This is a genomic window from Mesorhizobium sp. P2_H9 (assembly GCF_056403215.1).
This window is the reverse complement of sequence record NZ_JBFUFX010000014.1, coordinates 66,905-92,685: the sequence shown is the minus strand read 5'-3', so window position 1 is coordinate 92,685 and position 25,781 is coordinate 66,905. Positions and strand designations below refer to the sequence as shown.

The 25,781-nt window shown below is 59.6% G+C and carries 20 protein-coding genes; 13 read left to right on the top strand and 7 right to left on the bottom strand.

The window, feature by feature from the left end; translation table 11 throughout:
• Positions 1-50: 50 nt before the first annotated feature.
• The gene (locus AC1DXN_RS24855) at positions 51-1,019 is read left to right on the top strand and encodes a glycosyltransferase family 2 protein (protein WP_477269894.1); all 969 of its coding nucleotides are present in this window, start codon (positions 51-53) and stop codon (positions 1,017-1,019) included.
• Between the two features lie 91 nt (positions 1,020-1,110).
• Here the strand turns inward: AC1DXN_RS24855 and AC1DXN_RS24850 are convergent, their stop codons facing one another.
• Entirely contained in the window at positions 1,111-2,574 is a 1,464-nt protein-coding gene (locus AC1DXN_RS24850; RefSeq protein WP_477269892.1) for an oligosaccharide flippase family protein, read from the bottom strand.
• A 403-nt stretch (positions 2,575-2,977) separates the two neighbouring features.
• Between AC1DXN_RS24850 and AC1DXN_RS24845 the strand changes: the two genes are divergently transcribed.
• From AC1DXN_RS24845 to AC1DXN_RS24825, 5 genes are all read left to right on the top strand, one after another.
• The gene (locus tag AC1DXN_RS24845) at positions 2,978-4,036 is read left to right on the top strand and encodes an acyltransferase family protein (protein ID WP_477269890.1); all 1,059 of its coding nucleotides are present in this window, start codon (positions 2,978-2,980) and stop codon (positions 4,034-4,036) included.
• Positions 4,037-4,204: 168 nt separating this feature from the next.
• Positions 4,205-5,638, top strand: a complete 1,434-nt coding sequence (locus tag AC1DXN_RS24840; RefSeq protein ID WP_477269888.1) for a DUF4214 domain-containing protein — start codon at positions 4,205-4,207, stop codon at positions 5,636-5,638.
• A 27-nt stretch (positions 5,639-5,665) separates the two neighbouring features.
• On the top strand, positions 5,666-7,012 hold the full coding sequence (locus AC1DXN_RS24835) for a glycoside hydrolase family 140 protein (RefSeq protein ID WP_477269886.1): 1,347 nt from the start codon (positions 5,666-5,668) through the stop codon (positions 7,010-7,012).
• Positions 7,009-8,304, top strand: a complete 1,296-nt coding sequence (locus tag AC1DXN_RS24830; protein WP_477269885.1) for a polysaccharide pyruvyl transferase family protein — start codon at positions 7,009-7,011, stop codon at positions 8,302-8,304. The genes AC1DXN_RS24835 and AC1DXN_RS24830 overlap by 4 nt, the downstream gene beginning before the upstream one ends.
• Positions 8,305-9,018: 714 nt before the next feature.
• Entirely contained in the window at positions 9,019-10,911 is a 1,893-nt protein-coding gene (locus AC1DXN_RS24825) for an outer membrane protein assembly factor BamB family protein (RefSeq protein WP_477269884.1), read from the top strand.
• Positions 10,912-10,995: 84 nt separating this feature from the next.
• On the opposite strand, the gene AC1DXN_RS24820 is transcribed toward AC1DXN_RS24825, so the two are convergent.
• Positions 10,996-12,198 (bottom strand): acyltransferase family protein, encoded by a 1,203-nt coding sequence (locus AC1DXN_RS24820; RefSeq protein WP_477269883.1) that lies wholly within the window; start codon positions 12,196-12,198, stop codon positions 10,996-10,998.
• Between the two features lie 448 nt (positions 12,199-12,646).
• Here AC1DXN_RS24820 and AC1DXN_RS24815 point away from each other — a divergent pair, with 448 nt between their 5' ends.
• On the top strand, positions 12,647-13,705 hold the full coding sequence (locus AC1DXN_RS24815; RefSeq protein ID WP_477269882.1) for an NAD-dependent epimerase/dehydratase family protein: 1,059 nt from the start codon (positions 12,647-12,649) through the stop codon (positions 13,703-13,705).
• 5 nt (positions 13,706-13,710) lie between these two features.
• Entirely contained in the window at positions 13,711-15,027 is a 1,317-nt protein-coding gene (locus tag AC1DXN_RS24810; RefSeq protein ID WP_477269881.1) for a DUF4910 domain-containing protein, read from the top strand.
• Here AC1DXN_RS24810 and rfbC read toward each other — a convergent pair.
• Positions 15,022-15,573 carry a dTDP-4-dehydrorhamnose 3,5-epimerase gene (rfbC, locus tag AC1DXN_RS24805; protein WP_477247477.1) on the bottom strand — a complete coding sequence of 184 codons (552 nt, stop codon included), beginning with the start codon at positions 15,571-15,573 and terminating at the stop codon, positions 15,022-15,024. The genes AC1DXN_RS24810 and rfbC overlap by 6 nt on opposite strands.
• Positions 15,574-15,945: 372 nt before the next feature.
• Between rfbC and AC1DXN_RS24800 the strand changes: the two genes are divergently transcribed.
• The 4 genes from AC1DXN_RS24800 to AC1DXN_RS24785 all read left to right on the top strand — a co-directional run bounded on the left by AC1DXN_RS24800 (position 15,946) and on the right by AC1DXN_RS24785 (position 19,182).
• Entirely contained in the window at positions 15,946-17,241 is a 1,296-nt protein-coding gene (locus AC1DXN_RS24800) for a methyltransferase domain-containing protein (RefSeq protein ID WP_477269879.1), read from the top strand.
• Positions 17,238-18,053, top strand: coding sequence for a sugar phosphate nucleotidyltransferase (locus AC1DXN_RS24795; protein WP_477247476.1), 816 nt, complete (start codon positions 17,238-17,240; stop codon positions 18,051-18,053). The genes AC1DXN_RS24800 and AC1DXN_RS24795 overlap by 4 nt, the downstream gene beginning before the upstream one ends.
• Positions 18,050-18,703, top strand: coding sequence for a PIG-L deacetylase family protein (locus AC1DXN_RS24790; RefSeq protein WP_477269877.1), 654 nt, complete (start codon positions 18,050-18,052; stop codon positions 18,701-18,703). The genes AC1DXN_RS24795 and AC1DXN_RS24790 overlap by 4 nt, the downstream gene beginning before the upstream one ends.
• Positions 18,704-18,903: 200 nt before the next feature.
• Positions 18,904-19,182, top strand: a complete 279-nt coding sequence (locus AC1DXN_RS24785) for a hypothetical protein (protein ID WP_477247473.1) — start codon at positions 18,904-18,906, stop codon at positions 19,180-19,182.
• A gap of 205 nt (positions 19,183-19,387) precedes the next feature.
• Here the strand turns inward: AC1DXN_RS24785 and AC1DXN_RS24780 are convergent, their stop codons facing one another.
• The 3 genes from AC1DXN_RS24780 to AC1DXN_RS24770 form a co-directional block, all read right to left on the bottom strand.
• Entirely contained in the window at positions 19,388-20,806 is a 1,419-nt protein-coding gene (locus tag AC1DXN_RS24780; RefSeq protein ID WP_477269875.1) for a glutamate-1-semialdehyde 2,1-aminomutase, read from the bottom strand.
• Between the two features lie 389 nt (positions 20,807-21,195).
• Entirely contained in the window at positions 21,196-21,954 is a 759-nt protein-coding gene (locus AC1DXN_RS24775; RefSeq protein ID WP_477269873.1) for a LuxR C-terminal-related transcriptional regulator, read from the bottom strand.
• 744 nt (positions 21,955-22,698) lie between these two features.
• Positions 22,699-22,923 carry a hypothetical protein gene (locus AC1DXN_RS24770; RefSeq protein ID WP_477247467.1) on the bottom strand — a complete coding sequence of 75 codons (225 nt, stop codon included), beginning with the start codon at positions 22,921-22,923 and terminating at the stop codon, positions 22,699-22,701.
• Positions 22,924-23,371: 448 nt separating this feature from the next.
• Here AC1DXN_RS24770 and AC1DXN_RS24765 point away from each other — a divergent pair, with 448 nt between their 5' ends.
• Positions 23,372-24,871: a hypothetical protein gene (locus AC1DXN_RS24765; RefSeq protein ID WP_477269871.1), complete on the top strand. Its 1,500-nt coding sequence runs from the start codon at positions 23,372-23,374 to the stop codon at positions 24,869-24,871.
• A 44-nt stretch (positions 24,872-24,915) separates the two neighbouring features.
• Here AC1DXN_RS24765 and radC read toward each other — a convergent pair whose 3' ends face one another.
• On the bottom strand, positions 24,916-25,683 hold the full coding sequence (gene radC, locus AC1DXN_RS24760) for a RadC family protein (RefSeq protein ID WP_477269869.1): 768 nt from the start codon (positions 25,681-25,683) through the stop codon (positions 24,916-24,918).
• Positions 25,684-25,781: the final 98 nt, after the last annotated feature.

The window sequence follows — 25,781 nt, the reverse complement described above, 5'->3', positions numbered from 1 at the left end:
GAACTCGCGCAGCGGTCAGGTCCCCTGCTGCTGGGGCGTAAGGAGATGAAGTGACCAGCGTCGATGTCGTCATTCCGTGCTACAACTACGCGCATTACCTGCCGCAATGCGTGAACAGCATTGTCGCCCAGGATGTCGACGATCTCAGGGTACTGATCATCGACAATGCCTCCAGCGACAACAGCATCGAAGTTGCGCGTCGGCTGGCCGAAAAGGACAGCAGGATCGAGGTCGTGTGCCACGAGACCAATCTTGGGCCTCACGCGTCTTTCAACGAGGGTATCGATCGGGCGCGAGCTGACTATTTCATGATCCTGTGTGCCGACGACATTCTTGTGCCCGGCGCGCTCCGCAGCGGTATTGAGGTTCTGGAACGCTGCCCGGAAGCGGCCTTCGTCCTCGGGGCCAGTTCGAAACCTTTCGTAGGTGACATACCACCGGAACTGGAGCCGCAGCCTGAGGGTGGGACGCTGTTGAGCGGACGCGACTATATAGGCCAATGCTGTGGTACTGCCGGAGAAAACTCCGGCGCGCATGCGATTCTCGTCCGTACACTCGTCCAGAAATCGGTCGGCCACTACCGCGCCAACCTGACACATATGGATGATCTGGAAATGGTCATGCGGCTTGCCTGCATGGGGGCCGTTGCAAAGCTGCGCGGAGCACTCGTGGCGCAGCGCATGCATGTCACGAACCAGCTGAGTGTACTATGGGATGATAAACTTAGGGACCTCCAGGAGCGCGAGGCGGCATTCAACAGCTTCTTTTGCCAGGAAGGCTGGGACATCGCCGGCGCGAAAGGTTTGCACCGCAGTGCCACGCGGCAGATCGCGGCGACGGCCTTCTGGTCGGCGGCATCGCATTTTTACAGGGGCAAGCTGTCTGCAGGGATCGGATTATTGAGGTACAGCCTCGGCTTGGACCCCACCTTGGCGATATTGCCTCCGGTCCATTACCTGTTCCGCACTCGGGGAGCCCTCAGCCGGATGGCTGCGGTCGTTTCGGGCGGGCCTCGATGAACACGGCGTTTGGCGCGCTTCACCGTTCGCGCTGAAGACCGGCAATCGGCGCTGTGCGTCCGGAATCGCAAATGGATTCGGTGAGGTTCGGTCAGAAGCTGAACCGCAGCGCAGCCGCGTGTCGGAAGATCCGCAGGGCGCCTAGCATTTCGTCCAGCAGCGGATGACGCGTGGCCACCAAGCCACATATCCATCCCGCTGCGGCAAGCGCACCGGCGAGGATGGCCTGGCCAAGTGAAAGCCGAAAGTCGAAGCCATTGGCCATCAGAACGGCGGCCGGGCCGACTATGCTCGCCGCAGCGACGGCAGCGCTCTTGCCCACCGCGGTCGCCAGTTCGCGCCATTTGATCGAAAGCCGTCGGCGCACGAAACTCAGAGTCACAAAAGCCTGGAACGGTATGATGAACATTAGGCTCAATGCGGCGCCATGCAGTCCGGCAGACAGGATAGCCACCGCCATGACTGCGATGGAGACGGGAACGACGATCAGCGTCCTCAGGAACATGTCCTTAATCGAGCCCATAGCGACCATCACCGGGTAGTTCAGTTCGAAGCTGAAGGAAAACAACGACGCGACGGCGATGATCTGCACCAGCAGGGCTGCCTCCCTCCACTGATGGCCGAGCAATATGTCAACAGCCGGATACGCGAGCGCGGCAAGCGCCAGCAGCACTGGCCAATGAAGGCAGGTGATCATTTCGAGCGCGCCCAAGTATGGTCGTTTCAGGTCGGTGCCTTCCCTCAGTGACTGTGAAAAGGCGGGAAGAACGACGGATATGGCCCCGCCGAGGATCAATTTGTCGGGTATCTGGCATACCGTGAGGCCACGGCTGAACAAGGCGGCCGCCCCTGGCGATATCATCCGGCCCAGCAGCAAGGGGGGGAGCGCCTCATATGCTTTCGACAGAAGCACCATCGCTCCGTTGTAGCCGCCAAAAGCGGTCATTCCGCGCCATTGGCTGATCGTCGGCTTGAACATCCACAAGTGTGGCCAAAGCACGAGGGCAAGAAGCGCTGTGACGACGCTGCATGCAAACCATGCCCAGGCAAAGCTCATGTAGCTGAATCCCGCCAGCGCCAGCACGACGGTCGCAATTCCTGCCGTCGCAGCTCCGGAAACGTTGATCAGGGCAACCTTGCCAAAAGCCATGTCGCGCCGCAACAGGGCGATCACCTGGATGGCCACCGTGTCGACAACCACGCAAACGGATACCACCCTTAGATAGGGAACCAACTCTTTTTCGCCGAAAGAGGACGCCAGTGCCGGGGCGGCTGCCACGAGGAGGACCGAGATCCCCAGCGAGACCGTGAGCATCAGACTGAATGCGCCGCGGATGTCTTTGCGGCTCAGGGAAGGATGCTGGATAATGAAGCTGGAACTGGCGAATTCACGCGCGGACATCGCCATCCCAAGGATCGCCAGGCAGATTACCGAGACCCCGACTTCGCCAGGAGTCAGAATGCGGGAAACGGCGGCCATGGTGGCGAAATTGAAAGCGATTGTAAGGTAGCGTTCGCCTGAGCTCAGAAGAAGTGCGCGTCTGACAGTGTTCATGGCCATCCCGAATGTCGGCGGCGCCAGGACAGCGCTACCGGTCCCGCTAGGAGACTGGCAGAAAGACCACAGATAGCCTGACCGGAGTAGCGGCCAAAAGGGCGTAGGTCCGACGTTTGATTGAACCTGACGAACGCCAGGATGGCTGACCATCAACGCCCCGCGCGACAACCACCTCGGGCGGCAAATTGGAGAACAGGTCTTAGCTGTCCAGGTCACGGTCTGCTTGACGACCAGCGGACCTCGTTTCTGGCATGGCTCGCCGGCGTTGCCTGCCCTCGACGCCCGCTCTGTCGCGGCCAACCACCATATCCTTACGACGTAGCAGGCCTCGCCGGAGTGATATGTTGTTTTGCAGCCGCGCCTAAGCCACTGACCTTGTTCTGGCATGCAGGGGGACGTGATGAACAGGCTGGATCGCGAGCTGTATGGGCTACAAATGCTTCGCGCCATTGCTGCCTTTGTTGTCATAGTTCGCCATACCCTCGAAATGTCATACGGATCGGCAGGGCGCTTCACTCCTTCCTGGATAGCCACGTCCGGCGGGGCTGGGGTCGATCTGTTCTTCGTGATCAGCGGCTTCATCATGGTCTATGTGAGCTTTCCACCCGGTCGCTCCCCCGATTCCCCGAAGGATTTCATCGTCAAGCGGGCAACGCGCATATTCCCGTTGTACTGGATATGCAGCGCCGGCATCATCGCAATATCGGCGGTCGGCTTTCTTAGAAATATGAATATCGACCTGTCCGTGATCGCGAATTCGATATTTTTGTTCCCCGGGGACAAGCTCGTCTTCGTTGCTTGGACGCTTTCCTACGAAATATACTTCTACCTCATATTTTCGATATTCCTTACGTTGGGCAAGATGCATTTCACTGCGATCGCAACCATCATCGCGATGGTTCTCGGTGTTGTGTTTGGACTACAAATTCAGAGTCGGGTGTTCGCGGATTTCGTCTCCAGCCCTCTCGTGCTGGAGTTCTGTTTCGGTATCGTTCTGGCATTGTTGTTTTCCGTTGGCGGAAAATGGAGGGTCCGGCCAATTGTCAGCATGCTCGGCTTTCTCGCGATCGCCGTGGCTTCGATCGGCGCGGTGCATCCCGAGGGTCTGTCTGAGGCTTCCCGGGTCATCTTCTGGGGTCTTCCGGCGACCCTGATCGTGGCGGCTTTTCTCAACGTCGGGCGGCCGCAATCCTGGGCAGGACGAGCAGCGGTGCTGCTTGGCGACGCATCCTACGCGCTATATCTCACTCACGTCTTCGTGATGCTGGCATATGGCTGGGTGATCAAGTCGACATTTGTTGGAGGCGTTTCGCAGGTTCCCTTCGTTCCTGCGGTCATATGCGTATGCATCATGATCGGTGTGCTCACCCACATCTTGCTGGAAAAACCAATTCTGGAATTCATCCGCAGGGCCATAAAACGGCAACGGAACCGGCGACCACTCGAGGTTGGCGGTTGACCAAGGTCGTCCAACCGGCGGCTGCCACAACGGCGCAGCCTCAGATTAGGGTTACGTCCGAAAGGGGTAGGGTGGGCAACCCATTCATCCGTATGGGCAAATTGCTACCCGTGATCGCAATCCCGACTATCCGGTCTGAATTTGCAATCGGGCAGGGAGGATCTTGCCATGTCCGTTCGTGTTGTGACCGCCGTGGCCTGCCTGCTGGCGACCGTTGCGCCTGCTTCTGCTGATCTCCTCTGGGGCGTCAACGGACATCCGATAACGGCCTACCCCGGCATTCCGGTCGAAAGGCAGCTCGACTTCCTCAAGGACCTCGGGCTCAATTCCTACCGGGTGAATGTTGCGGGCGAGGATAACGCCGATTCGCTTGCCACCCTGGTCGATGCCGGAAAGGCGAGAGGGATCGAAATCCTACCTGTGATCACCCCGGCGGGGATGGATCTGGACAAGGACAGTCCGCAGGAACTCTATGGCAAGAGCCGGAAATTGGCGATCGCTCTGGGAAAAAGGTTCAAGGACGACATCCGTGTTTGGGAACTCGGCAACGAGATGGAGACCTACGCCATCATCAAGCCCTGCGAGAAACGCGACGACGGTACCCAATATCCCTGTGCATGGGGGCCCGCAGGAGGAACGGGAGCGCTCGATTACTACGGTCCGCGCTGGGTGAAGGTGAGCGCCGTCCTCAGGGGTCTGTCAGAAGGCATGACAGAGGTCGATCCGGGCATCAGGAAGGCGATGGGCACCGCCGGTTGGGGGCACACCGGCGCCTTCGCGCGGATGAAGCAGGACGGGATCGTTTGGGACATCTCGGTCTGGCACATGTACGGTGACGACCCGGAATGGGCCTTCCGCGAGATCGCGGGCTACGGCAAGCCGATCTGGGTCACCGAATTCAACAATCCCTATGGAAGTCAGCGCAGCGAGCGGCAACAGGCCGACGGCATCAAGCAGACGATGACGCGACTGCGCGAGCTAAGCGAGAAGTACAAAGTCGAGGCCGCGCATATCTATGAGTTGCTCGACGAAACTTACTGGGCGCCAAGCTTCGAAGCCAAGATGGGATTGGTAAGGCTTACCGCGGCGTCCGATGGCAAATGGAGAGCCGACGAACCGAAGCCTGCCTACAGGACGGTCCGTGACCTGGTCCGTGGCCCGCAGCCGCCTCCCAAGCCGCTTCGGCAATGCGATCCCCAAACCACGGCTGCCGGCAAGTCGGTCTATGTCAGGCAAGCGAGCTTCGCCTACTGCCTCATCCTCGGCCATGAAGGCGACGCGGCCAGCGTCGAGCGCTGGTCGGCAGCGCTGGAAAGCGGCAACAGCAAGCTTGTCGACATGATCCTGGAAATGATGCGCACGGACGATTTCAAAGCGAAATACGCGACGATCGGACTGACCGATGGCACCTATGTCAATTTTCTTTTCCAGTTGCTCCTTGGCCGCAGCGCCGACGGTTACGGGATGGAGACGTATGTAGCTCAGTTGCGAGATGGATCCATGACGCGAGAGATGATCGCCTACGGCATTGTCACTTCGTCGGAGTTTAGCTCCCGATACACTTCGACCCGTGAAACATCTGCGGTGCCGGCCCCGGGCTAGCAGGAGACCGGCTGGAAGGTGGACATCATGGTAACGCGTCTCGCCTCCATGCTCATCGCCATCATCGCATTCGCGGTCATGTCGACCGCGGGTTCGGCATGCGAGGGCATCGGCAGGACGCAGTTCCCGCTCAGGGTCGAGCCTGGAAAGGCCTATCCGGTCGACCGCGATGGTCGTCCGTTCTTCATGCAAGGCGACTCGGCCTGGTCGCTCATCGCCGATCTGACGGATGAGGAAGCCTCCCTTTATCTCGAGGACCGCAAGGTGCGCGGGTTCAATACGATACTGGTCAACCTTCTCGAGCACCGCTTCTCCCGCAATGCGCCGGCAAACGCCTATGGCGAAAGGCCGTTCGCGGAAGGCGGAGATTTCGTCGCTCCGACCGAGGCCTATTTCGCTCATGCCGACCGCGTCCTGCAGAAAGCATGCGATCTCGGCTTCCTGGTGCTGCTGGTTCCGGCATATCTCGGATATGGCGGCGATGCTGACGGCTGGTATCAGGAAATGGCGGCTGCAGGGCGGACAAGCCTCGCCGCCTACGGCCATTTTGTCGGCAGCCGTTACCGGCGTTTCGACAACATCATGTGGGTCAATGGCGGCGACTACGATCCTCCGGACAAGGAACTGGTCCGCGCCGTCGCCCAAGGCGTCATGAAAGAGGATCCGGATGCTCTCAGCACGGTCCACGGCGCCCCTGAAACGGCTCCCCTGGAATTCTGGGGGCACGAGCCCTGGCTGAGGTTGAACAACGTCTACACGTACGGCCCCGTCTATGCGGCAGCGATCAGGGAGCATGATGCCGGCAGGGGCATGCCCTTCTTCCTGATGGAGAGCGCCTACGAGTTCGAACATGATGCCGACCAGGTCCAGGTTCGCGTCCAGGCCTACCAGGCAATCCTCTCCGGTGCTTTCGGGCACCTCTACGGCAATAACCCGATCTGGCATTTCGGCGGCCCGGGCCTTTGGTCTGGAGACTTGACCTGGCAAAAGGCCCTCGACAGTCCCGGTGCACGGAGCATGCAGATCCTGCATGAATATTTCTCGTCCATCAGATGGTGGGACCTGGAACCCGACACCTGGGACGATCTGTTGATCGCAGGGCAGGGCAGCTACCACGCCCGCACGCTGGCAGCGCGGACGAGAGATGGCTCGCTCGCGCTTGTCTATCTGACCGCTGGAAGGGGCGTCACCCTCGATCTCGCAAAGCTCGCCGGTCCGCAGGTCTCGGCTCGCTGGGTCGATCCCTCCAGCGGAGGGAGCGAAACAGTGCCCGGATCGCCATTTTCCGCTCAGGCCCGGTACTTTGATGCGCCAAAAGGCAATCACGCCGACTGGCTGCTGGAGCTCCGCTCGCCGCCGGTGCAAAGCCAATGACCGCCACCAATGACGCCGACCGCTTTGACCGCCTCGTGATCGCCGACGCAACCAGGCCGGCGTGTCACTACATGATCGGCCACGGCACCGGCCTGCGCGGGAAGCGTCAAAGAATAGTCCTGTTCGGACTTTTCGGCTGCGGCAATCTCGGCAATGAAGGCTCGCTCGAGGCTATGCTCGGGTTCCTCAAGCGGGAACGGCCGGAGGCGGAACTTTCATGTATCTGCCGGGATCCCGAGATCGTCAAAGCGACGTTCGGGATCGATACCTTGCCGATACGCCGGAACGGTCCGGCAAGCGGGCTGTCCGGAAGACTAAACCGGCTGTTCCTGAAGATTCCGGGAAAGCTAGCTGATTTCGTGCGAGCGTTCAGGCACATTCGCCAGGCGGATGTGATGATTTTTCCGGGCACCGGAATTCTGGATGATTTCGGCGAAAGGCCCGCGGGAATGCCCTATGACATCCTGAAATGGTGCCTGGCTGCCCGGCTTGCCGGCACACGCGTTGCCTTCGTCAGCATTGGAGCAGGCCCAATCAGGAACCGCCTCAGCCGCTTCCTGATGGTTTCGGCGGCCCGGCTTGCCCACTACAGGTCCTATCGGGACCCCCAGTCCAGGCAGTTCATGGAGAGTGCCGGCTTCGATACTCGTAGCGATGCGATCTATCCGGACCTGGCCTTTGGGCTGCCCGCACCAGTTCCTGTTCCCCGGACAGTTTCGAAGGCGGTGAGGGTGGGGGTCGGCGTCATGGCCTATCGCGGCTGGTATGGTTTTGCCGAAGGTGGCCAGTCGATCTTTTCGCGCTACATCGGCAAGCTGGCAATTTTCGTCGTCCACCTGCTGGACAGCGGGCATGACGTCCGGCTTCTTACCGGCGATGACGAAGACAGCATCGCCGTCGATGCCGTCATGGCGGCCGTGAGGAGCCAAAGGCCCGACTCGAGGCTGGCGCATAGACAGGTCCATTCGCTCGGCGACGTGATGGAGCAGATGGCGCACACCGACGTGGTCGTGGCCACGCGCTTCCACAACATCGTCTGTGCACTGAAGATGCGCAGGCCGACCATCTCGCTTGGCTACGCCAGCAAGAACGACGTGCTTATGGATCAAATGGGATTGGGCGCGTACTGCCAGAGTGTCGAAACATTGGATGTCGACAGGCTCATCGCGCAGTTCTCGCAGTTGGCGGCAGACCTTGAAAAGTTTGAAAAGGCGATAGGTGAGCGGCTCGCCGATTTCGGGAGCCAGATAGAAGGGCAGGAACATCGCCTTCTCTCCAGTGTGGTTTGCTGAGGTATGCCGTGCGGCAAGTGGGACAAGTAATCGACGACGACTCTGGGGCAATTCCAGCAACAGCGCGTAGCGGTTTTCCGTCCGGAATTGCGCCAAAACAAAGAGTTAGGGCGGTTTCGGCGCTTCCATGAAACGGTGAAACGCTCAAGGTCCTACAGAGGTTTGGCAATGCGATCGGCTGTTGGCCAACATGCGCAGGAACGCCCGAATTCGGCCTTGACGGGCTTTCCTTGTAACGGAAATTTCAACACCTGGCGGTATCAATCGGCAATGCGAAATAGTATCGCTTTGTGGATTCAACCAGATAGCTGTGCGGCATCGACTCCTGTGGCGAAATCTGCGCGGCCCAACCTCCAGCCAAATCACGACGCAGGTACCGGGCTCGTCCCCGCAACCTCATCGCCACGGCCTGCGCTGTTCGACATCGGGCTGCTGTTGGGAAGATCCCTCGAATGTGTCTATGGCAGATTCTCGAAGTGGTAAAGTGCTATGAGTGCCGCGACTAAGAGAAGATTATCACTTGTCAGATCTTCGTTCATACTGGTGATAGTAACCGCCATAGCTTTCGGAATTGTACTATACGACAATCTGCGGGAATATTCGGGAGAGGTGAGCAGTACGAAGTTTTGGCATTCCCTGACCTGGCGGGTTGAGCTTTACGGCCGAAAGGCTTTCGGGGGTGTCGCGGATCTGTCTTGGTCCGAGCTCCTGCGCATGACGAACCCCTCGAGCGGGTTCACCCTGACACCAGCGGTGACGGAGGCGCGCTCGCTGGATGCGGCGATCATCAATCCCTTTGTCAGTGCCGAGGACCGGGCCGCCGGCGCCGGAATATTTCGCAGCAAATGCGCAGCCTGCCACGACGGATCGGGCACACACGCTCCGCTTCTCGACCGCTCGCTCAGGCACGGCGACAGCGATTTTGCCATTTACAAGGTCGTGCGGGACGGAGTTCCGAACACTCCCATGACTTCTCACGCGGATCTTTCGTTCGACGACCGCTGGAGAGTTGTCAGCTACATCCGATCGCTCCAGGCCGAGCATGTGGCCAAGAGCAACGACAATGCGCCTCGCCTCGACATCCGCGTGAAGAGCGACGACCTGCTCGCTGCGAATTCGGGCCAATGGTTGACCTACTCGGGATCATTGGATGGTTGGCGCTATTCGCCGCTTACCGAAATCACAAAGGAGAACGTCTCACGGCTTCACTTCCGCTGGATAGGCCAGTTCGATACCAATGACCTGATTTTGGAGGCAACGCCCCTCGTCATCGGCGGAACGCTCTTCACCAGCGAGCCGCCGGCCAGCATCGTTGCCTTCGACGCCAATGCGGGCAAGGTGATCTGGAAGTACGACAGGCCTGTCGCCGATAACCTGCCGATGTGCTGTGGCCGGATAAACCGGGGGCTTGCCGTTCTTGGCCACACGCTCTTCATGGGTACGTTGGACGGCGTTCTGGTCGCCGTCGATGCCAATACCGGGAAGGAAACCTGGGAAACCGAGGTTGCCAAGCCCTCCGAAGGCTTCACGATGACCGGGGCGCCTCTGGTCGTGAACAACGCCGTCGTGGTCGGCGTCGCCGGCGGCGAATACGGCATTCGCGGATTTCTGGCCGCTTATGATCCCGCGAGCGGCAAGCAGTTGTGGAAGTTCTATACCATCCCCGGTCCCGGCGAGCAGGGGCACGAGACGTGGGAGAGCGACGCCTGGAGAACCGGTGGTGGTCCGACATGGGTGACGGGCAGCTATGACCCCACGCTCGATCTGCTTTACTGGGGCGTGGGCAACCCGGCTCCTGACTATGCCGGTGACACACGGCCAGGCGACAACTTGTTCACCGACAGCGTGATCGCGCTGCATGCGAGCACCGGGAAACTCGCCTGGCACTTCCAGTTCATGCCGCATGACGAGCACGATTGGGACTCGAACCAGACGCCGATCCTCGCCAACCTCACCCTCAACGGCGTCAGCCGCAAGGTGATTTGTTGGGCAAACAGGAATGGATTCTACTATGTGCTCGACCGGGCTACGGGCGAGTTCCTGACCGGCGTGAACTTTGTCGAGCAGAATTGGGCAAACGGCCTTGATGCCAAGGGTCGGCCGATCCCTTCCGCGAATGTTTCGACGGCGGGGCGCCTGATAAAACCAGGAGGAGGCGGAACGAACTGGCAAAATCCGGCCTTCGACCAAAGCCTAGGGCTGGTCTTCGTGCCAACGACCGAGGGGGCGTCGGTTTTTTCAAAGACCGATGATGATCATGTCGAGCGAGGCCAGGGAGGACTGTTTGTCGGCAGCGGAGCCCAGTGGGTCGCTCCGCCCTTGCGGGCCGTGCGAGCGCTCGATGCCGCCACCGGTGAGAGGCGCTGGGAGTTCCACTCGCCCTCCGCAAAGGACTCAGGCTATAGTGGCCTGCTCGCGACGGCTGGCGGGTTGGTGTTCGGCGCCTCCGGCGGAGTCTTGTTCGCACTCGATTCAGCGACAGGCCGTGAGCTTTGGCGCGTGCCGCTTGGCGGAGAAACGAGAGCGGCTCCGATCTCGTTTATCGTGGACGGTCGGCAGGTCATCGCGATCGAAGCCGGTCGGGCACTGTTTGTCTTCGGACTATAGGACACCGCCTTGGGCGAGAAGACTGAGGTTGTTGCATTGCGTGGCGCGGGTCGATGACCGACGCGTGATCAGCGGGATCTCGATTCAGACCAAAGTAGTGCCCTTTGCGGACGGCTGCGGATTCGTGAGGAACTGCGGCACATGCTTGCGGCGGCGGGTGAAGCGGCTTTCGAAATAGCGGAACGAAAGCTCGGCGGTGGTCAATGTCAGCATGTAAGAGGCGAGAAAGCGAGTGATTTTCCATCCGATGGACCAATTTTCCGGCGGCAGCTGGAAAAATGCCGACATGAGAAGGATGGAGACCGTTATCGCGAGCGGATGGTAGACATAAGCTCCGTAGGAGATTTCTCCGATGCGCTGCAGTAGCCGCGACCTGACAAACCAATCGATCAACGGGTCCCTAGTGGCCGCCAGCGCAACCAACCCGCCGGCGGCCGCCGCCATGGCGGTATAGAGGAAGACCTGGCGATACTGACCCCAGAGGATACCGGATAGAACGTTGCGGAACACGTCCAGGCCTCGATCGCCTGCAGCATAGTTCAGGCCGATATAGACAAAAGCGTAGATCGCAAGCGTGACGCCGCCTGCAACGGCAAGCGGGCGTGCGATTCTGCCGAGAACCCCCCTTTGGTTCGCCAAGGCCAGCAGCGCGCCCGTCGCGAACGAATCGGTATGCAGGAAAGAACCTGAATAGATTGCGTAGGCGCTGGCTTGGCCGTCCCATCCAAGGTGGGCCACCAGGAAAGTAGCCGCCAGGCGCAGGACAGGGGAAGCGAGAAGCGCGACCAACAAGAGAACTACCACCGTGCGGCGGGACGCCAGGAACCAAAGCAACCCGTAGACGGCATAAAACTGCATCTCGATTGAAATCGTCCACAAATGCCCTACTGGCCACGATGGAAGCTCGCCGCGTCCGAGCACCATGGCGACATTGTTGATGAAGCCCAGCAGCGACCCCACGGCAACAATATCTGTGCCGGCTCCGGTGGCGAGGCAAACCAGCACGCCCAAGCCGACATAGGCATAGTAGACCGGTACGATCCGGAGGGCTCTGCGGCGGAAAAATCTTGCCAGACCCCGTCTTGCAGGCAAATCAGACTGTCGGCCAAGCAACGCAGCGGTCACGACGTAACCAGAGATGACGAAAAACAACCAGACCCCGGTCCACCCGAAGGGCAGGAGGCCGTTGTGCTGGGCCACCACGGCGGTCATTGCGAAACATCTCAGCGCGTCGATTGATCCGATGCGGTTGCTACTGTCTTGAAGCGTTGCGGAACGTGAGACCATCCATGTTCCCATGCCGCGACGTCCCTTAGCGGGAAACCGCCCGGCTCAGCGATCGTTTCGGTAGGCCGATCAACTTTGCGATTATCTTTCCACATGCGCGGCGCGATTTCTTTTCAGTCTTTCGGTTAAGAAGGCCACGCGGCTGCTCGCCGGGCAGCCGAAAGAAGTAGGACCGTGGATATCGCCGTGGCAGTTGCAAGCCACATCTGCATCGGATGGACTTCCCTCTCGGATCGGGAAGGGCCGATGATTAGGCTGATAGAAGCTCGCAATACGGCGACCGTCCTCTAATCCTCCGAAAGGATTAGGCGCGCACCACCCGAAAGAGGTAGCCGGCGGCGAAGCTTCGTCMAACGGGGCATCCTGATCGCCCATTAGCGTTCTCCCTCACTGTTTTCAGCCCAAGTAGCCTCTGCCCGATCATATCCGCTCGACAAAAAGGTGTGCGATGAAAGTCATGGTAACCGGCCATCAAGGCTATATCGGCTCGGTCATGGTGCCGATGCTGCTCAGCGCGGGGCACTCGGTGACGGGTTACGACAGCGATCTCTACCGGCGCTGCACCTTTGCTTCGGGCGGGGAGCAGGCTTCCGTTCCGTCCATCCTCAAGGACGTCAGGGATGTGGATGCGCGCGACCTCGAAGGGTTCGATGCCGTCATCCACCTGGCGGCTCTTTCCAACGATCCGCTATCCGATCTCGATCCGGGCATCACCTACGAGATCAACCACAGGGGCACCGTCCGTTTCGCGAAGGCGGCCAAGGAGGCCGGCGTGTCGCGCTTCCTGTTCGCGTCATCGTGCAGCAACTACGGACAGGCGGGCGACGAAATGGTCGACGAAACGGCCGTGCTGAACCCGGTTACGGCCTATGGCTGGTCCAAGGTGCTTTCGGAACGGGATATTTCAGAACTGGCCGACAGCAACTTCTCTCCCATCTATTTCCGGCCCGCCACGGCCTACGGCCTGTCGCCCCGGCTCCGCTTCGACATCGTGCTGAACAATCTGGTTGCCTGGGCCATCACCAAAGGCGTGATCCTGCTGAAGTCCGACGGGACACCGTGGCGGCCGATCGTCCATATCGAGGACATTTCAAGGGCGTTCATCGCCGGACTGGAAGCGCCGCGCGAGATCATCCACAACGAGGCCTTCAATGTCGGACGGACGGACCACAACTACAGGATCCGCGACATAGCCGAGATTGTCGCCGAAGTCGTGCCGGGCTGCCGGCTTGAACTCGCGGCGGATGCTGGGCCCGACAAGCGGTCCTACCGTGTCAACTTCGACAAGATCGCGCGCGCTCTTCCTGCCTTCAAGCCGCAATGGGATGCGCGCAGGGGCGCCGAGCAACTTTACCAGGCCTATAGCAAGTCGAATGTCACTCTCGAGGAATTCGAGGGGCCGCGCTTCCAGCGCATTGGTCACATCCGGTACCTTTTGGCCAACGGACTTCTCGACCAGCGGATGCGGGTCACCGAACCTCCTCGAAGGCTGGCGGCGGCGGGTTAGCCGGAATGGAGCATCTGAACCCCGACAGACTAGGCCTGCCGCCGTCCACCGGCGTCGGCCAGGAAATCTATGCCTTGGCCGAACGTCTCTTTCCGATTTGCAGGAGCATCACCGGGGACGGTGTACGACGAACGCTGGATATGCTGTCGGGGCACGTTGACCTGGAACGGCATGAGGTGCCCACCGGGACGCAGGTGTTCGACTGGACTATTCCCAAGGAGTGGAACATCCGCTCGGCAAGGATTACAGGCCCGGACGGGCAAACGGTCGTAGACTTTGCCGACTCCAATCTGCACGTCGTCAACTACAGCATGCCCTTCAAGGGGACCCTGCCGCTCGACGAATTGAGGCGGCATATCCATGCATTGCCCGAACAGCCGGACTTGATCCCCTACCGCACCTCCTACTACGCCCCGACATGGGGCTTCTGCGTAGCCCACGACCGTGTGGCCAAGATGCCCGACGGTCTCTACCGGGTAGAGATCGATGCCGAACTCAAGGACGGCAGCCTCACCTACGGCGAATACCTGCACCGCGGGCAGACGGAGCGGGAATTCCTGCTTTCGGCACACATCTGCCATCCGTCGCTGGCCAACGACAACTGTTCAGGCCTGGCCCTGCTGGCGACCCTTGCGCGAAGCCTGAAGGCAAGGAAAACACGATACAGCTACCGCTTCCTGTTCGCTCCGGGCACGATCGGCGCGCTCGCGTGGCTGTCCCGCAACGAAGACCGGACACATCTCATCGACCACGGTCTGGTGCTTTCATGCTTAGGCGATGCAGGACGCCCGGCATACAAGCGCAGCCGCCGCGGCGACGCCTTCATCGACCGCGCCATGGCCCATGTGCTCGGACGTGAAGCCGGGGCAAAGCTGATGGATTTCTCCCCTTACGGCTATGACGAGAGGCAATATTGTTCGCCCGGCTTCAATCTTCCGGTCGGTATGTTCCAGCGGAGCGTGCACGGCACTTTCCCCGAATACCACACGTCTGCCGACAATCTCGACTTCATCAAGCCGGAGCACCTGGAGGATTCCTTCCGCATTCTGACGGATGTGATCGACATCGTCGAAGAGGACTGGACGCCATTGAACCTTTTTCCCAAGGGCGAACCACAACTCGGCAGGCGCGGCCTCTACGCCGCGCTGGGAGGGCAGAAATCTTCGGGCGCCACCTCGATGTCCCTGCTCTGGGTGTTAAATCTCGCCGACGGGCAGCATTCGCTTCTGGCGATGGCGGAACGCTCGGGCCTGCCATTCAGGGAACTGGCCGCCGCGGCGAAACTCTTGTCGGATCACGGGATACTGGGCGCGGCTTCATAAGGCCCCGGCGGCAGTCCGCTGCTTGAGCAGCGGCCACGTCCTGTCCCTTTCCGACATCGCCGTCGGCATCAAAGGCCAGCCTATCGAAAAGGCAGGGTCGTTATAGCGGACGCCCGTCGATGCGTGAGGCGTATAGAACTGCGATATGAGGTATGAGACCTCGGCATCATCCGTCAGGGTCTGGAGCCCGTGGGCGAAGCCGGCAGGGATGTAGACCTGTTTCATGTTTTCGGGCGTCAGCTCGAAGGCCAGCCAGTTGTATCGTGTCGGTGAGTTCGGGCGCAGGTCAACGACAACATCGAAAATCGCGCCGCGGACACAGGAGACGAGCTTCACCTCGGTGTAGGGGTCCTCCTGATAGTGCAGCCCCCGAAGGGTTCCCTTTCTGACGGAACGTGCCCGGCTGTGCTGGACAAAGCGTGTCGCCAGCCCGCAATCGGCCATCTCTTTTTCGCAGAAGAGGCGGGTGAAGGAACCGCGGTCGTCAATCACCGGCGTCGGCTCGATCAGCCAGACACCCTTCAACTCAGTCTCGGTAAACTGCATCGCCCTAACCCCCAATGGCCGGGCAAGGACCGGCAGTCCGATTGTCGGCACGGCGTGCCCGGCTGGAAGAGCTACCTAAGCCTTAGAGGGCCTCTCCGATCGCGGTATGCCGGGCCGGCCGTACTACCCGTTCGGTGGTCCTGACGGCGGCCAATGCGCCCGCCGTTTCGCTATAAGGATTAAGGCTCCCAACGGATTGGCAAATCGAACCCTTGGGCGCTCCGTCCTAACCTGCGACGCAAAAGAAGCACTCACCGAGAAGCACTCTCCCAAAAGAGAGCCTCCTACGGAGGCGCGGCGGGCACAGGTTCATCGTCAGGCCACCGCGCTTCCGTTTTTCAAGCCATCGCGCCATCGCGACAGGAGTACGGAATGAACATTGAGGCTGTCGAAATTGTTCGCGACTACAACAAGGTACACCCTGGTGTCGGTTGCAGGCTCTGTGGATCGCGCCTGCGCCACACACTGGTCGACCTGGGCATGTCGCCTCCATGCGAGAGCTTCCTGCGGGCCGACCAGCTTGACCAGATGGAACTCTATTTTCCGCTCAACGTCCTGGTTTGCGAGAGCTGCTACCTGGTGCAGCTCAAGGAGTATGTGAGCCCCGAGACCATCTTCAGCGAATACGCCTATTTCTCTTCCTTTTCGACAAGCTGGGTGGCCCATTCGAAAGCCTATTGCGAGGCGATAACGAAGCGCCTTGGGCTTGGCGCCCACAGCTTTGCGGTGGAACTGGCAAGCAATGACGGTTACCTGCTGCAGCACTTCCTGCCACTCGGCGTTCCCGTCCTGGGTGTCGAGCCGGCCGCCAATGTCGCTCGCGCGGCGATCGAGAAGGGCGTGCCCACCCGGGTCGACTTCTTCGGAGTACGACTGGCACTTCGGATGGTGGCCGAAGGACTGCGCGCGGATCTCATTATTGGCAACAACGTTTTGGCTCAGGTGCCCGACCTGAACGACTTCGTCGCCGGGATAAAAATCTTGCTCCAACCAGAGGGTGTGGTCACCCTCGAATTCCCGCATATCGAGCGGCTGATGGCCGAAAACCAGTTCGACACCATCTACCACGAGCATTTTTCATATTTCTCGCTGCTGACGATCGACCTGATGGCGGCCCGCCACGGACTGCGGCTGATCGACGTCGAGGAACTGCCCACCCATGGCGGGTCGCTTCGCGTCTATCTCGCCAACGAGGACAGCAGCTGGGCCACAGATGACCGTGTCGCCGAACTCCTCGACCGCGAAAAGAGGCATGGGTTGACGGAAATGACGACCTACACCTCGTTCGCCTACAAGGCGCAGCGCGCGAAGCGCGATCTCCTCGCGTTCCTGGTCTCGGCCAAGAACGAGGGCAAGACGATTTGCGGTTATGGCGCGCCTGGCAAAGGCAACACGCTGCTCAACTACTGCGCCATCGGCACCGACTTCCTCGACTTCACGGTGGACCGCAATCCCTACAAGCACGGCCGCTTCACGCCGGGCATGCATATCCCGATCAAGCCCATCCACGCGATCGATCAGGCCAAGCCAGACTACATACTGATCCTTCCGTGGAACCTGAAGGACGAGATCATCCAGCAGATGCACCACGTCGCCGCCTGGAACGCGAAATTCGTGGTGCCAATTCCTTTCGTGACCGTGATTGATCCATCGGAGTTACAGAGATGAAAGTCATTCTCTTCTGCGGCGGCCGCGGGACCCGTATCCGCGACTATTCCGAAAGCATACCGAAGCCGATGATTCCGCTCGGCCACCAGCCGATCCTGCGCCACGTCATGCAGTGGTATAGCGACTACGGGCATGACGAGTTCGTCTTGTGCCTGGGCTACAAGGCCAACGTCATCAAGGATTTCTTCCTGAACACCCGGCCGCAGACCTTTTCCGATTGCGTGGTCACGCATGGGGGCGAGAACGTGAAGCTGCTTGGCGACACCGTCAAGGACTGGAGCATCACCCTGCTCGACACGGGCATCTGGCGCAACATCGGAGAACGCCTCTGGGCTGCGCGGGACCACGTCAGGAACGAGAAGATGTTTCTCGCCAATTATTCCGACGGCCTGACCGACGTCGACCTCGATGATGTGATCGCGAAGTTCGAGGCCAGCGGCAAGATCGGCTGTTTCCTCGCCGTGCACGCGCCGCTGACATACCACCTGGCCGACATCGCGGAAGATGGCCGCGTGCGCGAGTTCCGCACGACGGAGACCTCGGAGATCTGGATCAATGGCGGCTACTTCGTATTCCGCCCCGAAATCTTCGACTACATGCGCGACGGCGAGGAACTCGTCCTCGAACCCTTCAAGCGGCTGATCGATGACAATATGCTGATGGCATACAAACACGAGGGGTTCTGGCGTTCGATGGATACGCTGCGTGATTGGCAATCGCTCGAAGACATGGTCGAAAAAGGCGACATGCCCTGGAACATGAGGGTCACCGCCGAAAAAAACAGACGCAACGTGGTACTGGCCGCCTCATGAGAGGGCTTCGCCTCGCACATCCCGGCGAGGAGCTCTCGATCCTCTGTGTTGGCGCCCATTCCGACGACATCGAGATCGGCGCGGGTGGCACGATACTCGGCTTGATCGCATCGGGGGTCAAACTGGACGTCCACTGGTGTGTGCTGAGCGCGGGCGGTCAGCGGTCGGCGGAAGCAAGGGCTTCGGCCGAGGCCTTTCTCGAAGGATCGCGCTCGTCCACAGTCGACGTTGCGGATTTCGAAGACAGCTACTTTCCCGCCCATAGTCGATCGATAAAGCAGTGGCTGATGGATGTGAGATCACGGGTCCATCCCGACGTGGTGTTAACCCACGCCAGGTTCGACGCCCATCAGGACCATCGGGAGGTAAACCAATTGACCTGGAACATCTTCCGCGATCACTTGGTGCTCGAATACGAGATCCCGAAATGGGATGGTGACCTCAGCCAGCCCAATGCCTACGTGCCGCTCACGGCCGCCGTGCTGGAACGCAAGATCGAACTCCTCCATGAACACTTCGGGACGCAGCGCTCCAAGGACTGGTTCGACCGCGAGACATTCGCCGGGCTTGCGAGGTTGCGTGGGATGGAATGCCGGGCACCCGAGCATTTCGCCGAGGCTTTCACGCTCCGAAAGGCCAAAATTCTTTAGAAGTTCTCACACATTCTCTCGCAAAAAAACTATCGGTGGATCAACGAACAAATCGAGTGAAAGGGCATTGAACTCACGGGGCGATCTGCTAACAAACTCGTCAGTCGCCGTTGGAAAAAGGCCGAAAAAGATACCTCCAGAAGCAGCCATTCAAGCTGCCGGATTTTTACAATCCATTTTGAAGTTGGGGAAGCATCAACGTGGGCAAAGAAGAGATTGCTCGTGGATTTTCGCTTAGCGAAGCGCGGATCGGAACGGTCGAGGGCGGAGAATCCGGTGTTCTGGTGTGGAAATCCGACCAGCTGGTTGCCGTCCTTACCCAGATCGATGAGGAAGCTTATTGCACGAAAGGCAAATGGTTCCTCGAGACCGGATTCGGGTTGCTGAGCGGTCAGCACAAGAACTTCGATACGATCGAGGAAGCCATCAAATGGGTGGGCAGACACACCTTCCCCGAGCCTGTTCCCGTTGTAGATTGACCGGCGGATTCCGCTGCAGCAAGCTGCCCTGTGAAGGTCCCAGCGAAGCCTCTGGGCCCGTGTCCTGATACCTCGTCTGTCAGACAGACTTACCCTACCGATTCCAAAACGAAGTGAAATCCCGTTGCCTTGTGCGGAAACGACTCCTTCCTTGACTTAGGGAAATGGACTTAGGGAAATGCGAGAAAGCAATGCTTTCGGGGCGTCAAGATGTCACCGCGAGCCGGGTTTCTGATTGCCTCCTGGTCGCATTGCTCGTGGCTTGAGGTTCTGGAGCAATAATTCCAGCTCGTTCATCGCCATTGTTAAAACGGCGGAAGACGACCTGCGAGGGGCGGCCTACCAAGAAACGGCTCGTTCCCGATTCCAGGGCCCGCGCATACACCGCCAGCGCACCGTCGACGACTTCTATCGTCTTCATGATTGCCGCGTCGTCGTGAGTGTAGCTGACGACGAGCGACGGCATGAGCACTCCACGCCGGATCGTCTCCTGCAGGAACAGCGAGCGGTATGCCTGCGACGGCTTGCCGTTGGGGTCGAGCGTGGCATATGCCAGACAGCAGGGACGGCCGACGACCTTGAAGTGCCCATCCACCCCATGCCGTCTGGCGACCTCGTCGATCCCCTCCCTCAGTTTCGTCCCCTGACGGTGCAGGTGTTCGATCACGGACTCGTTTTGATAAGTCCGCATGGTCGCGATCGCCGCTGCAAGCGCATGGGTCTCAGCGCCGTGCGTGGTAGACAGCAGAAACACCCTTGGGCGGTCCGTATGTTCGAGGCCGCCGAGACGCATGTATTCGCGTTTGCCCGCGAGGGCGGAGACCGAAAACCCGTTACCAAGCGCCTTGCCAAATGTCGACAAGTCCGGATCGATGCCATAGAGCTTCTGCGCCCCGGCCACATGCCACCTGAACCCGGTGATCATCTCGTCGAGAATAAGCAGCGCGCCCCTTTCCTTGCAGAGACGCTGGACTTGATGCAGGAACCCGTCCACCGGATCGTCGCCGCGAGAAGGCTCGAGGATGAGCGCGGCCAGCTTGCCGGGGTGCCTGTCGAACAGATCCTTTACGCTGGCGATGTCGTTGTAACGGAAAGTGACGGTTAGGTTTCGGACTACCTCCGGAATTCCGGCATTCATCGGCGTGGTTCCGATGAACCAGTCGTCTGTCGAAAAGAAAGGATGGTCGGCGCAGCAGGCAACGAGATCGCGACCCGTGTAGGCGCGGGCAAGGCGGACGGCCCCCGAAGTCGCATCCGATCCGTCCTTGCAGAACTTCACCATCTGCGCACCGACGAGCTCCAAGAAAGTCTCGGCGCAGTCGACCTCGATCCTGGCGGGCCGCGTGAAATTGGAGCCGCCGTGGAGGGCCGACTCCACTGCCCTGAGTACGGTCGGATAGGCGTGCCCCAGCCCTACGGAACGGTTGCCCATGCCGTATTCGATGTACTCGTTCCCGTCGACGTCCCAGACATGGCACCCCAAACCACGCTCGATGAAGCCTGGCGCAAGGACGGGAAACTGGTCCTCACCTTTCGCGTAGGTGTGACTGCCGCCCGGGATCAGTTCACGGCCGCGTTCCTGCAGGCGGACGGATTTGTGAAAACGAAGGTTTTGCTCAGACATGCCGACCACTCCATTCCGGCAGCAAGTCTACATTTTCGGCTCGGGATTTCGCGTTCTCCATAAGGTCATCGGTTAGAACTTATGGTGGATACCGAGGCGGGCACTGGCTTTGACACCGCGCGATGCAACAGTTTTCAGGGGCTCAGAACGAGATCAGCGCGCCGAACCCGAGCGTTTCGAGCACCTCGTCATAATCCAGTGACAGTACACTACCAGGAAGCACGGGCAACGAACCGCATCGGATCGCGGCCGTGTTCGTCGCGGCTCCCGAATGCCATTCACTCCAACGGAGGTCCCACGACCTTCGCAAGCTCAATGAATTTGTATCAACACAGTACAGACGCGGCCCGCCAGGGTTTCACCAAGGCGGGCCGTCTTGTCACTCGCGATCACTCTTCAACCAGAGCTCCGTCTGCGAAGAGATCGTTGACCTTGTAGGCGACTTCCGTCCGGTTGGTCGCCTTCAGCTTCTTCATGATGTTTCGGATGTGGACCTTCACTGTGCTTTCGCGCAGATTCAGTTCGTAGGCGATGATCTTGTTCGCCTTGCCGCGCCGGAGCGCCTGGGCGACCTCAGCCTGTCTGAGCGTGAACATGCCCGTCAAAGGCCGCGTGTCGCAACTGCCTGAATCTATCAGGTGCCGCATCGAAAGGACACTGCTCGCCGGAACGAAGATGCCTCCCGCTGCTGCAAGGTTGATCGCCTCGACACACACGTCGATCCCGACCGAAGTTGGAATGTAGCCGCGTGCGCCGCATTCGAGAGCCATCAATATCTGTGCAAGATCGTCGGTGTCGGCCAGGATAACCACCGGCACTGACTTGAACTCGGATGAGATATGCTTGATCTCGTCCGCGATGCCATGGTCGGTGACTTTCCGGCCGCCAAGGTTGAAGAGTATGGCGGCAAGAGGAGGGGCCGAACCCTTCTTCACGCGCCATTCTTCGATCGAACCCATGGCGACGACCGCCATGCCAAGTTCATGGTCCTCGAGGGCCGATGCGAGACACTCGCGGTCTAAGGCCCTTCCGTCCAAGATAAGGAGGCATTGCCTACCTGCCTGTTCGTGGACATTTTCCGTTCCGCCGGACGGAACTCCTGTCTGATTTGTGGAAGTGTAATTGTGCAATCCAACTGTAGAACCCATACTAGTACCCGCCTTTCCCCAACGCGATCTGCCTTGTGGCGGCCAATAGAGCTAGAGCTCAGTCATTCTTTTGGATTGAACTTTGATACCCATTCCACTCGAAAGCTTCAGGCTGGATCACGCCAGCTTGGAGCCTTGAGCAGTTCCCCACTGCAGCCACCTAGAACAGCTTGATCAGTCTATGGGTAATTAATAAGCAGTCTCTAACTTAGGTTAATTTTATAAAAATTTTTAAGTCTTCAAAAAGGCGTAGCCAAGCTGGCTCCCAGGGCGCTGCGATCCCTTGAAGACACAGGATGGGACGCTCGGTCAGCACCGTACCTTGTCGGACAGATCATGCCGTCAGCCAATCAGCCAAGCAGATCACTCCGATTGCGACTGTTCGGCCGGTCCTCATCCGATAGGCGGAAGTGGGACCCGCTCGTATCCTCTGACAACATTAGATATTACCTCCAAAAGCTTCGCTGACCCTCCAAAAGCTTCGTTGACGGTATATGTGCCAGGCTGAACATTGGAGTGCCGGCGTCTGCTCAACGCTTACGCGGCCTGTCTGCAGCGAAAACGCGGAGACAGGATAGGGGAGTCACTGCCCGCCCAACGGCTCCCCTATCGCTCCGCGCGGCGAACACGCGGTCAGGCCAGTTTTCAGAGAAGTTTGATTTGGAACGGCAAGCAGGATTCGCCTGCAGGGGCGTCGACAGAAATTAACGGTCTGCCCGATGGCTTTGCGGACGCTGGATGATCTCAGGCGTTTCCTTGAGGCTCAGCCTCGCTTAGCCACTGCACGTCCAGAACCGTTCCGTCCGTCCGGATCACGGCTTCGAAAGCGGCTATCAGCCGTTTGGCGGCTTTGCTGGCAATGTGGGACTCGGGGTACTTTGCCTCCACGGCCCGCGCACGCTCGTAAACTTCCTTAAGTTGCCTGACCTGCCTTGGACCGAATGCGCTATGTACAACCTGAATGGTCATACCGCTTCTCCTCCTCGTGCCGGAACTCCAACAACCCGCCCGTTGCCCAGCGCTCCCACGATTACATCAATAGCACAGGGTTTTGCGATTGGCACCAAAAACAACCTGCAATCCTAGTATAGATTACGCCTATCTCTGGTCGAGGCGTTCTTTAGTAGGCGTTCGCGAATTGAGGTTAGCCGTTTGCAGGAGGCGTGGGCCGGATTTGCGAAAAAGACCGCCATCGCGGACATGCAGCCATTCGGGCTTCAAGCCTCCGCCGAGCGGACGACCTCCCTTTGGTTCCCATCATAGGCAGGAGTATCTGTCGTGTCCTGCAGATGCGGGTGGCAGGCTACGCCCTTTGGCTCTCTTGCCCGGCATATCCATCTGCCGAAAGATGGGCCGTCGGACTGCTTCACGCGTCCGCATAACCCGGGGCCAAACCAAGCGGGAGGCTCGGTCAGCAATGCAGATGTCCTTGCCGGGGCTGCTGGTGGCCGTGGCTATTTTGGTCGTTGCCTACTATTCCAGGGGAATGCTGATCATCGGGCTGGTCGCTTCCCAGGCATTCGGTGCGACGGCCGTCATGACGCTGACCTTTTTAGGTGGGTCGTCTCCGCTGATCTACACCATATTTGCGGCCTTGCTCGTCACGGCCGTTGCTGCGAGACGTCGCATCTGGTTCGATCTCGGAAGCGTGTTCGGAAGCATGCGCCCGGTCTGGATTCTAACAAGCCTGATGGCTTACGCAATCATCGGAGCATGGCTGTTTCCAAGATTCTTCGCAGGACAAACCGCCGTCTTCGTGCAGTCGAAAACCCGGGTTGCGGTCGTCGAAGCGTCTCTGGCCCCGGTTTCAGGCAATACTTCACAGACGGGCTACTTCATTCTTGGTGGGCTCACCGCCATCGCGCTTTGTGTGTTGCTGCTGCACTCCAACAGGATTGACCAGGTCCGCCGCGGCTTCTTCTTGTGGTGCGGTCTGCACGCGGGCATGGGGCTGGTCGATCTTATCGGCAAGAATGCAGGAGCGGGAGACTTGCTGGCCCCGATCAGAACCGCCAACTACGCACTTATGACACAAGCGGTCGAGGCGGGATTCGTGCGGATCACGGGAGCTTTTTCGGAAGCCTCTTCCTTTGCCGGCGCTTCCCTCGCCTGCCTGGCATTCTGTTACACCTATTGGAGAAAGACCAAATCACGCCTTGCCCAGTGGTTGGCGGGCATCCTGCTCTTCCTGACCATTCTGTCGACTTCATCGACCGCCTACATCGGCCTCACCCTCCTGTGCATTCCAGTCGCCTTCTCGATGTTGGTCTCGGTCCTCAAGGGGCGGGTTGAGCGCGAGGAGATACTGATAACCGCTCTCATGGTGATGGGCGTGGTCGCCATAATGGGCATTAGCCTTTACCACACCGAGGCCTTGGACCCCTTCGTCAGGCTGATTAACAGCACCATCATCGACAAAGCGGATTCTGCCTCAGCACATGAGCGCACCTATTGGAACGTAAAGAGCCTGCAATCCTTCCTCGACACCAGCGGCCTTGGCGTTGGTTTCGGCAGTTCAAGGGCATCGAGCTGGCCGATCGCGGTGCTTTCGCAACTTGGCTTTTTCGGATCGTTGATGATGGCGATCCTGCTCGGCGTCCTGGTCAGCGGAATGGGGCGGATGCGGAAATGGGTGGACCCCGAAACTGATGCGGTCGTGACAAGCGTCAGAAATGCTTCCCTCGCAGGCATAATTGCCAGCTCGGTGTCAGGTGGCAGTGCCGATCCAGGCATCCTCTTTTTCATCGCACTTGCCGTCGTTTCCGCCACGAGGGTTCGCGCCCGGCGCACCATGGCGGCGCTTGGGCGAACCACCGGACATCAGGCAACGGCAGGGGCAGAGACCCATGAGGGCTTCCTCGCTCGTGGTGTAGGAGCCACGTGGACACCTGCGGCAGGATCGGTCAACCGGGAATGAGATCCGTTTGACCGCGGTGATGCGCCGGAAGTCGTCACGCTCGCTCAGATCAACAGCAAGCCCTTCATCGAGGCATTGCCCTTCTTGCCGATGATGATGTGGTCATGGACGGCGATGCCGAGCGGCTTGGCGCTGTCGATGATCTGCTTGGTCATTTCGATGTCGGCGCGGGACGGTGTCGGGTCGCCGGAAGGATGGTTGTGCACCAGGATGACGGCGCTGGCCGACAGTTCGAGCGCGCGCTTGATCACTTCACGCGGATAGACCGGCGTGTGATCGACGGTGCCGACCTGCTGCACCTCGTCGGCGATCAGCACGTTCTTCTTGTCGAGGAACAGGACACGGAACTGTTCGCGGTTCTCGAATGCCATTGCCGAGCGGCAATAGGCAAGAAGCTGCGTCCAGTTGGACAGCACCTCGCGGTCGCGGACCTCAGTGCGCGCCATGCGCTGCGCGGCAGCGGCAATCACCTTCAGATCGACGGCCACAGCGGGGCCGATGCCCTTCACCTCCTGCAGCAGCGCCACCGGCGCGCCAAGCACTTCGCCAAAAGTGCCGAAGCGCGCCAAAAGGGCCTTGGCGATCGGCTTGGTGTCTACGCGCGGTATCAGGCGAAACAGCAGCAGTTCGAGAAGCTCGTAGTCGGGCAGGGCATCCGCGCCGCCGGCAACGAAGCGCTCGCGCAAGCGATCGCGATGACCGTGATAGTGCGGCTTCTCATCCGATTTGTCCTTTGGCGCCTTGTCCCTCGCTGGCGGTTCAATCCACCGCTCGGAGAAGAACCCCCGTTCGTCCTCTTCGCTCTTCCCCATCCATCCCCCCGAAAGGCTTTCGCATAAGACTAGAGCGACAGGCCGGCAGCGGTCGAGTGCTTTTCGGTGATGAGCCGGCAGTGAACGACCTGCGCCTG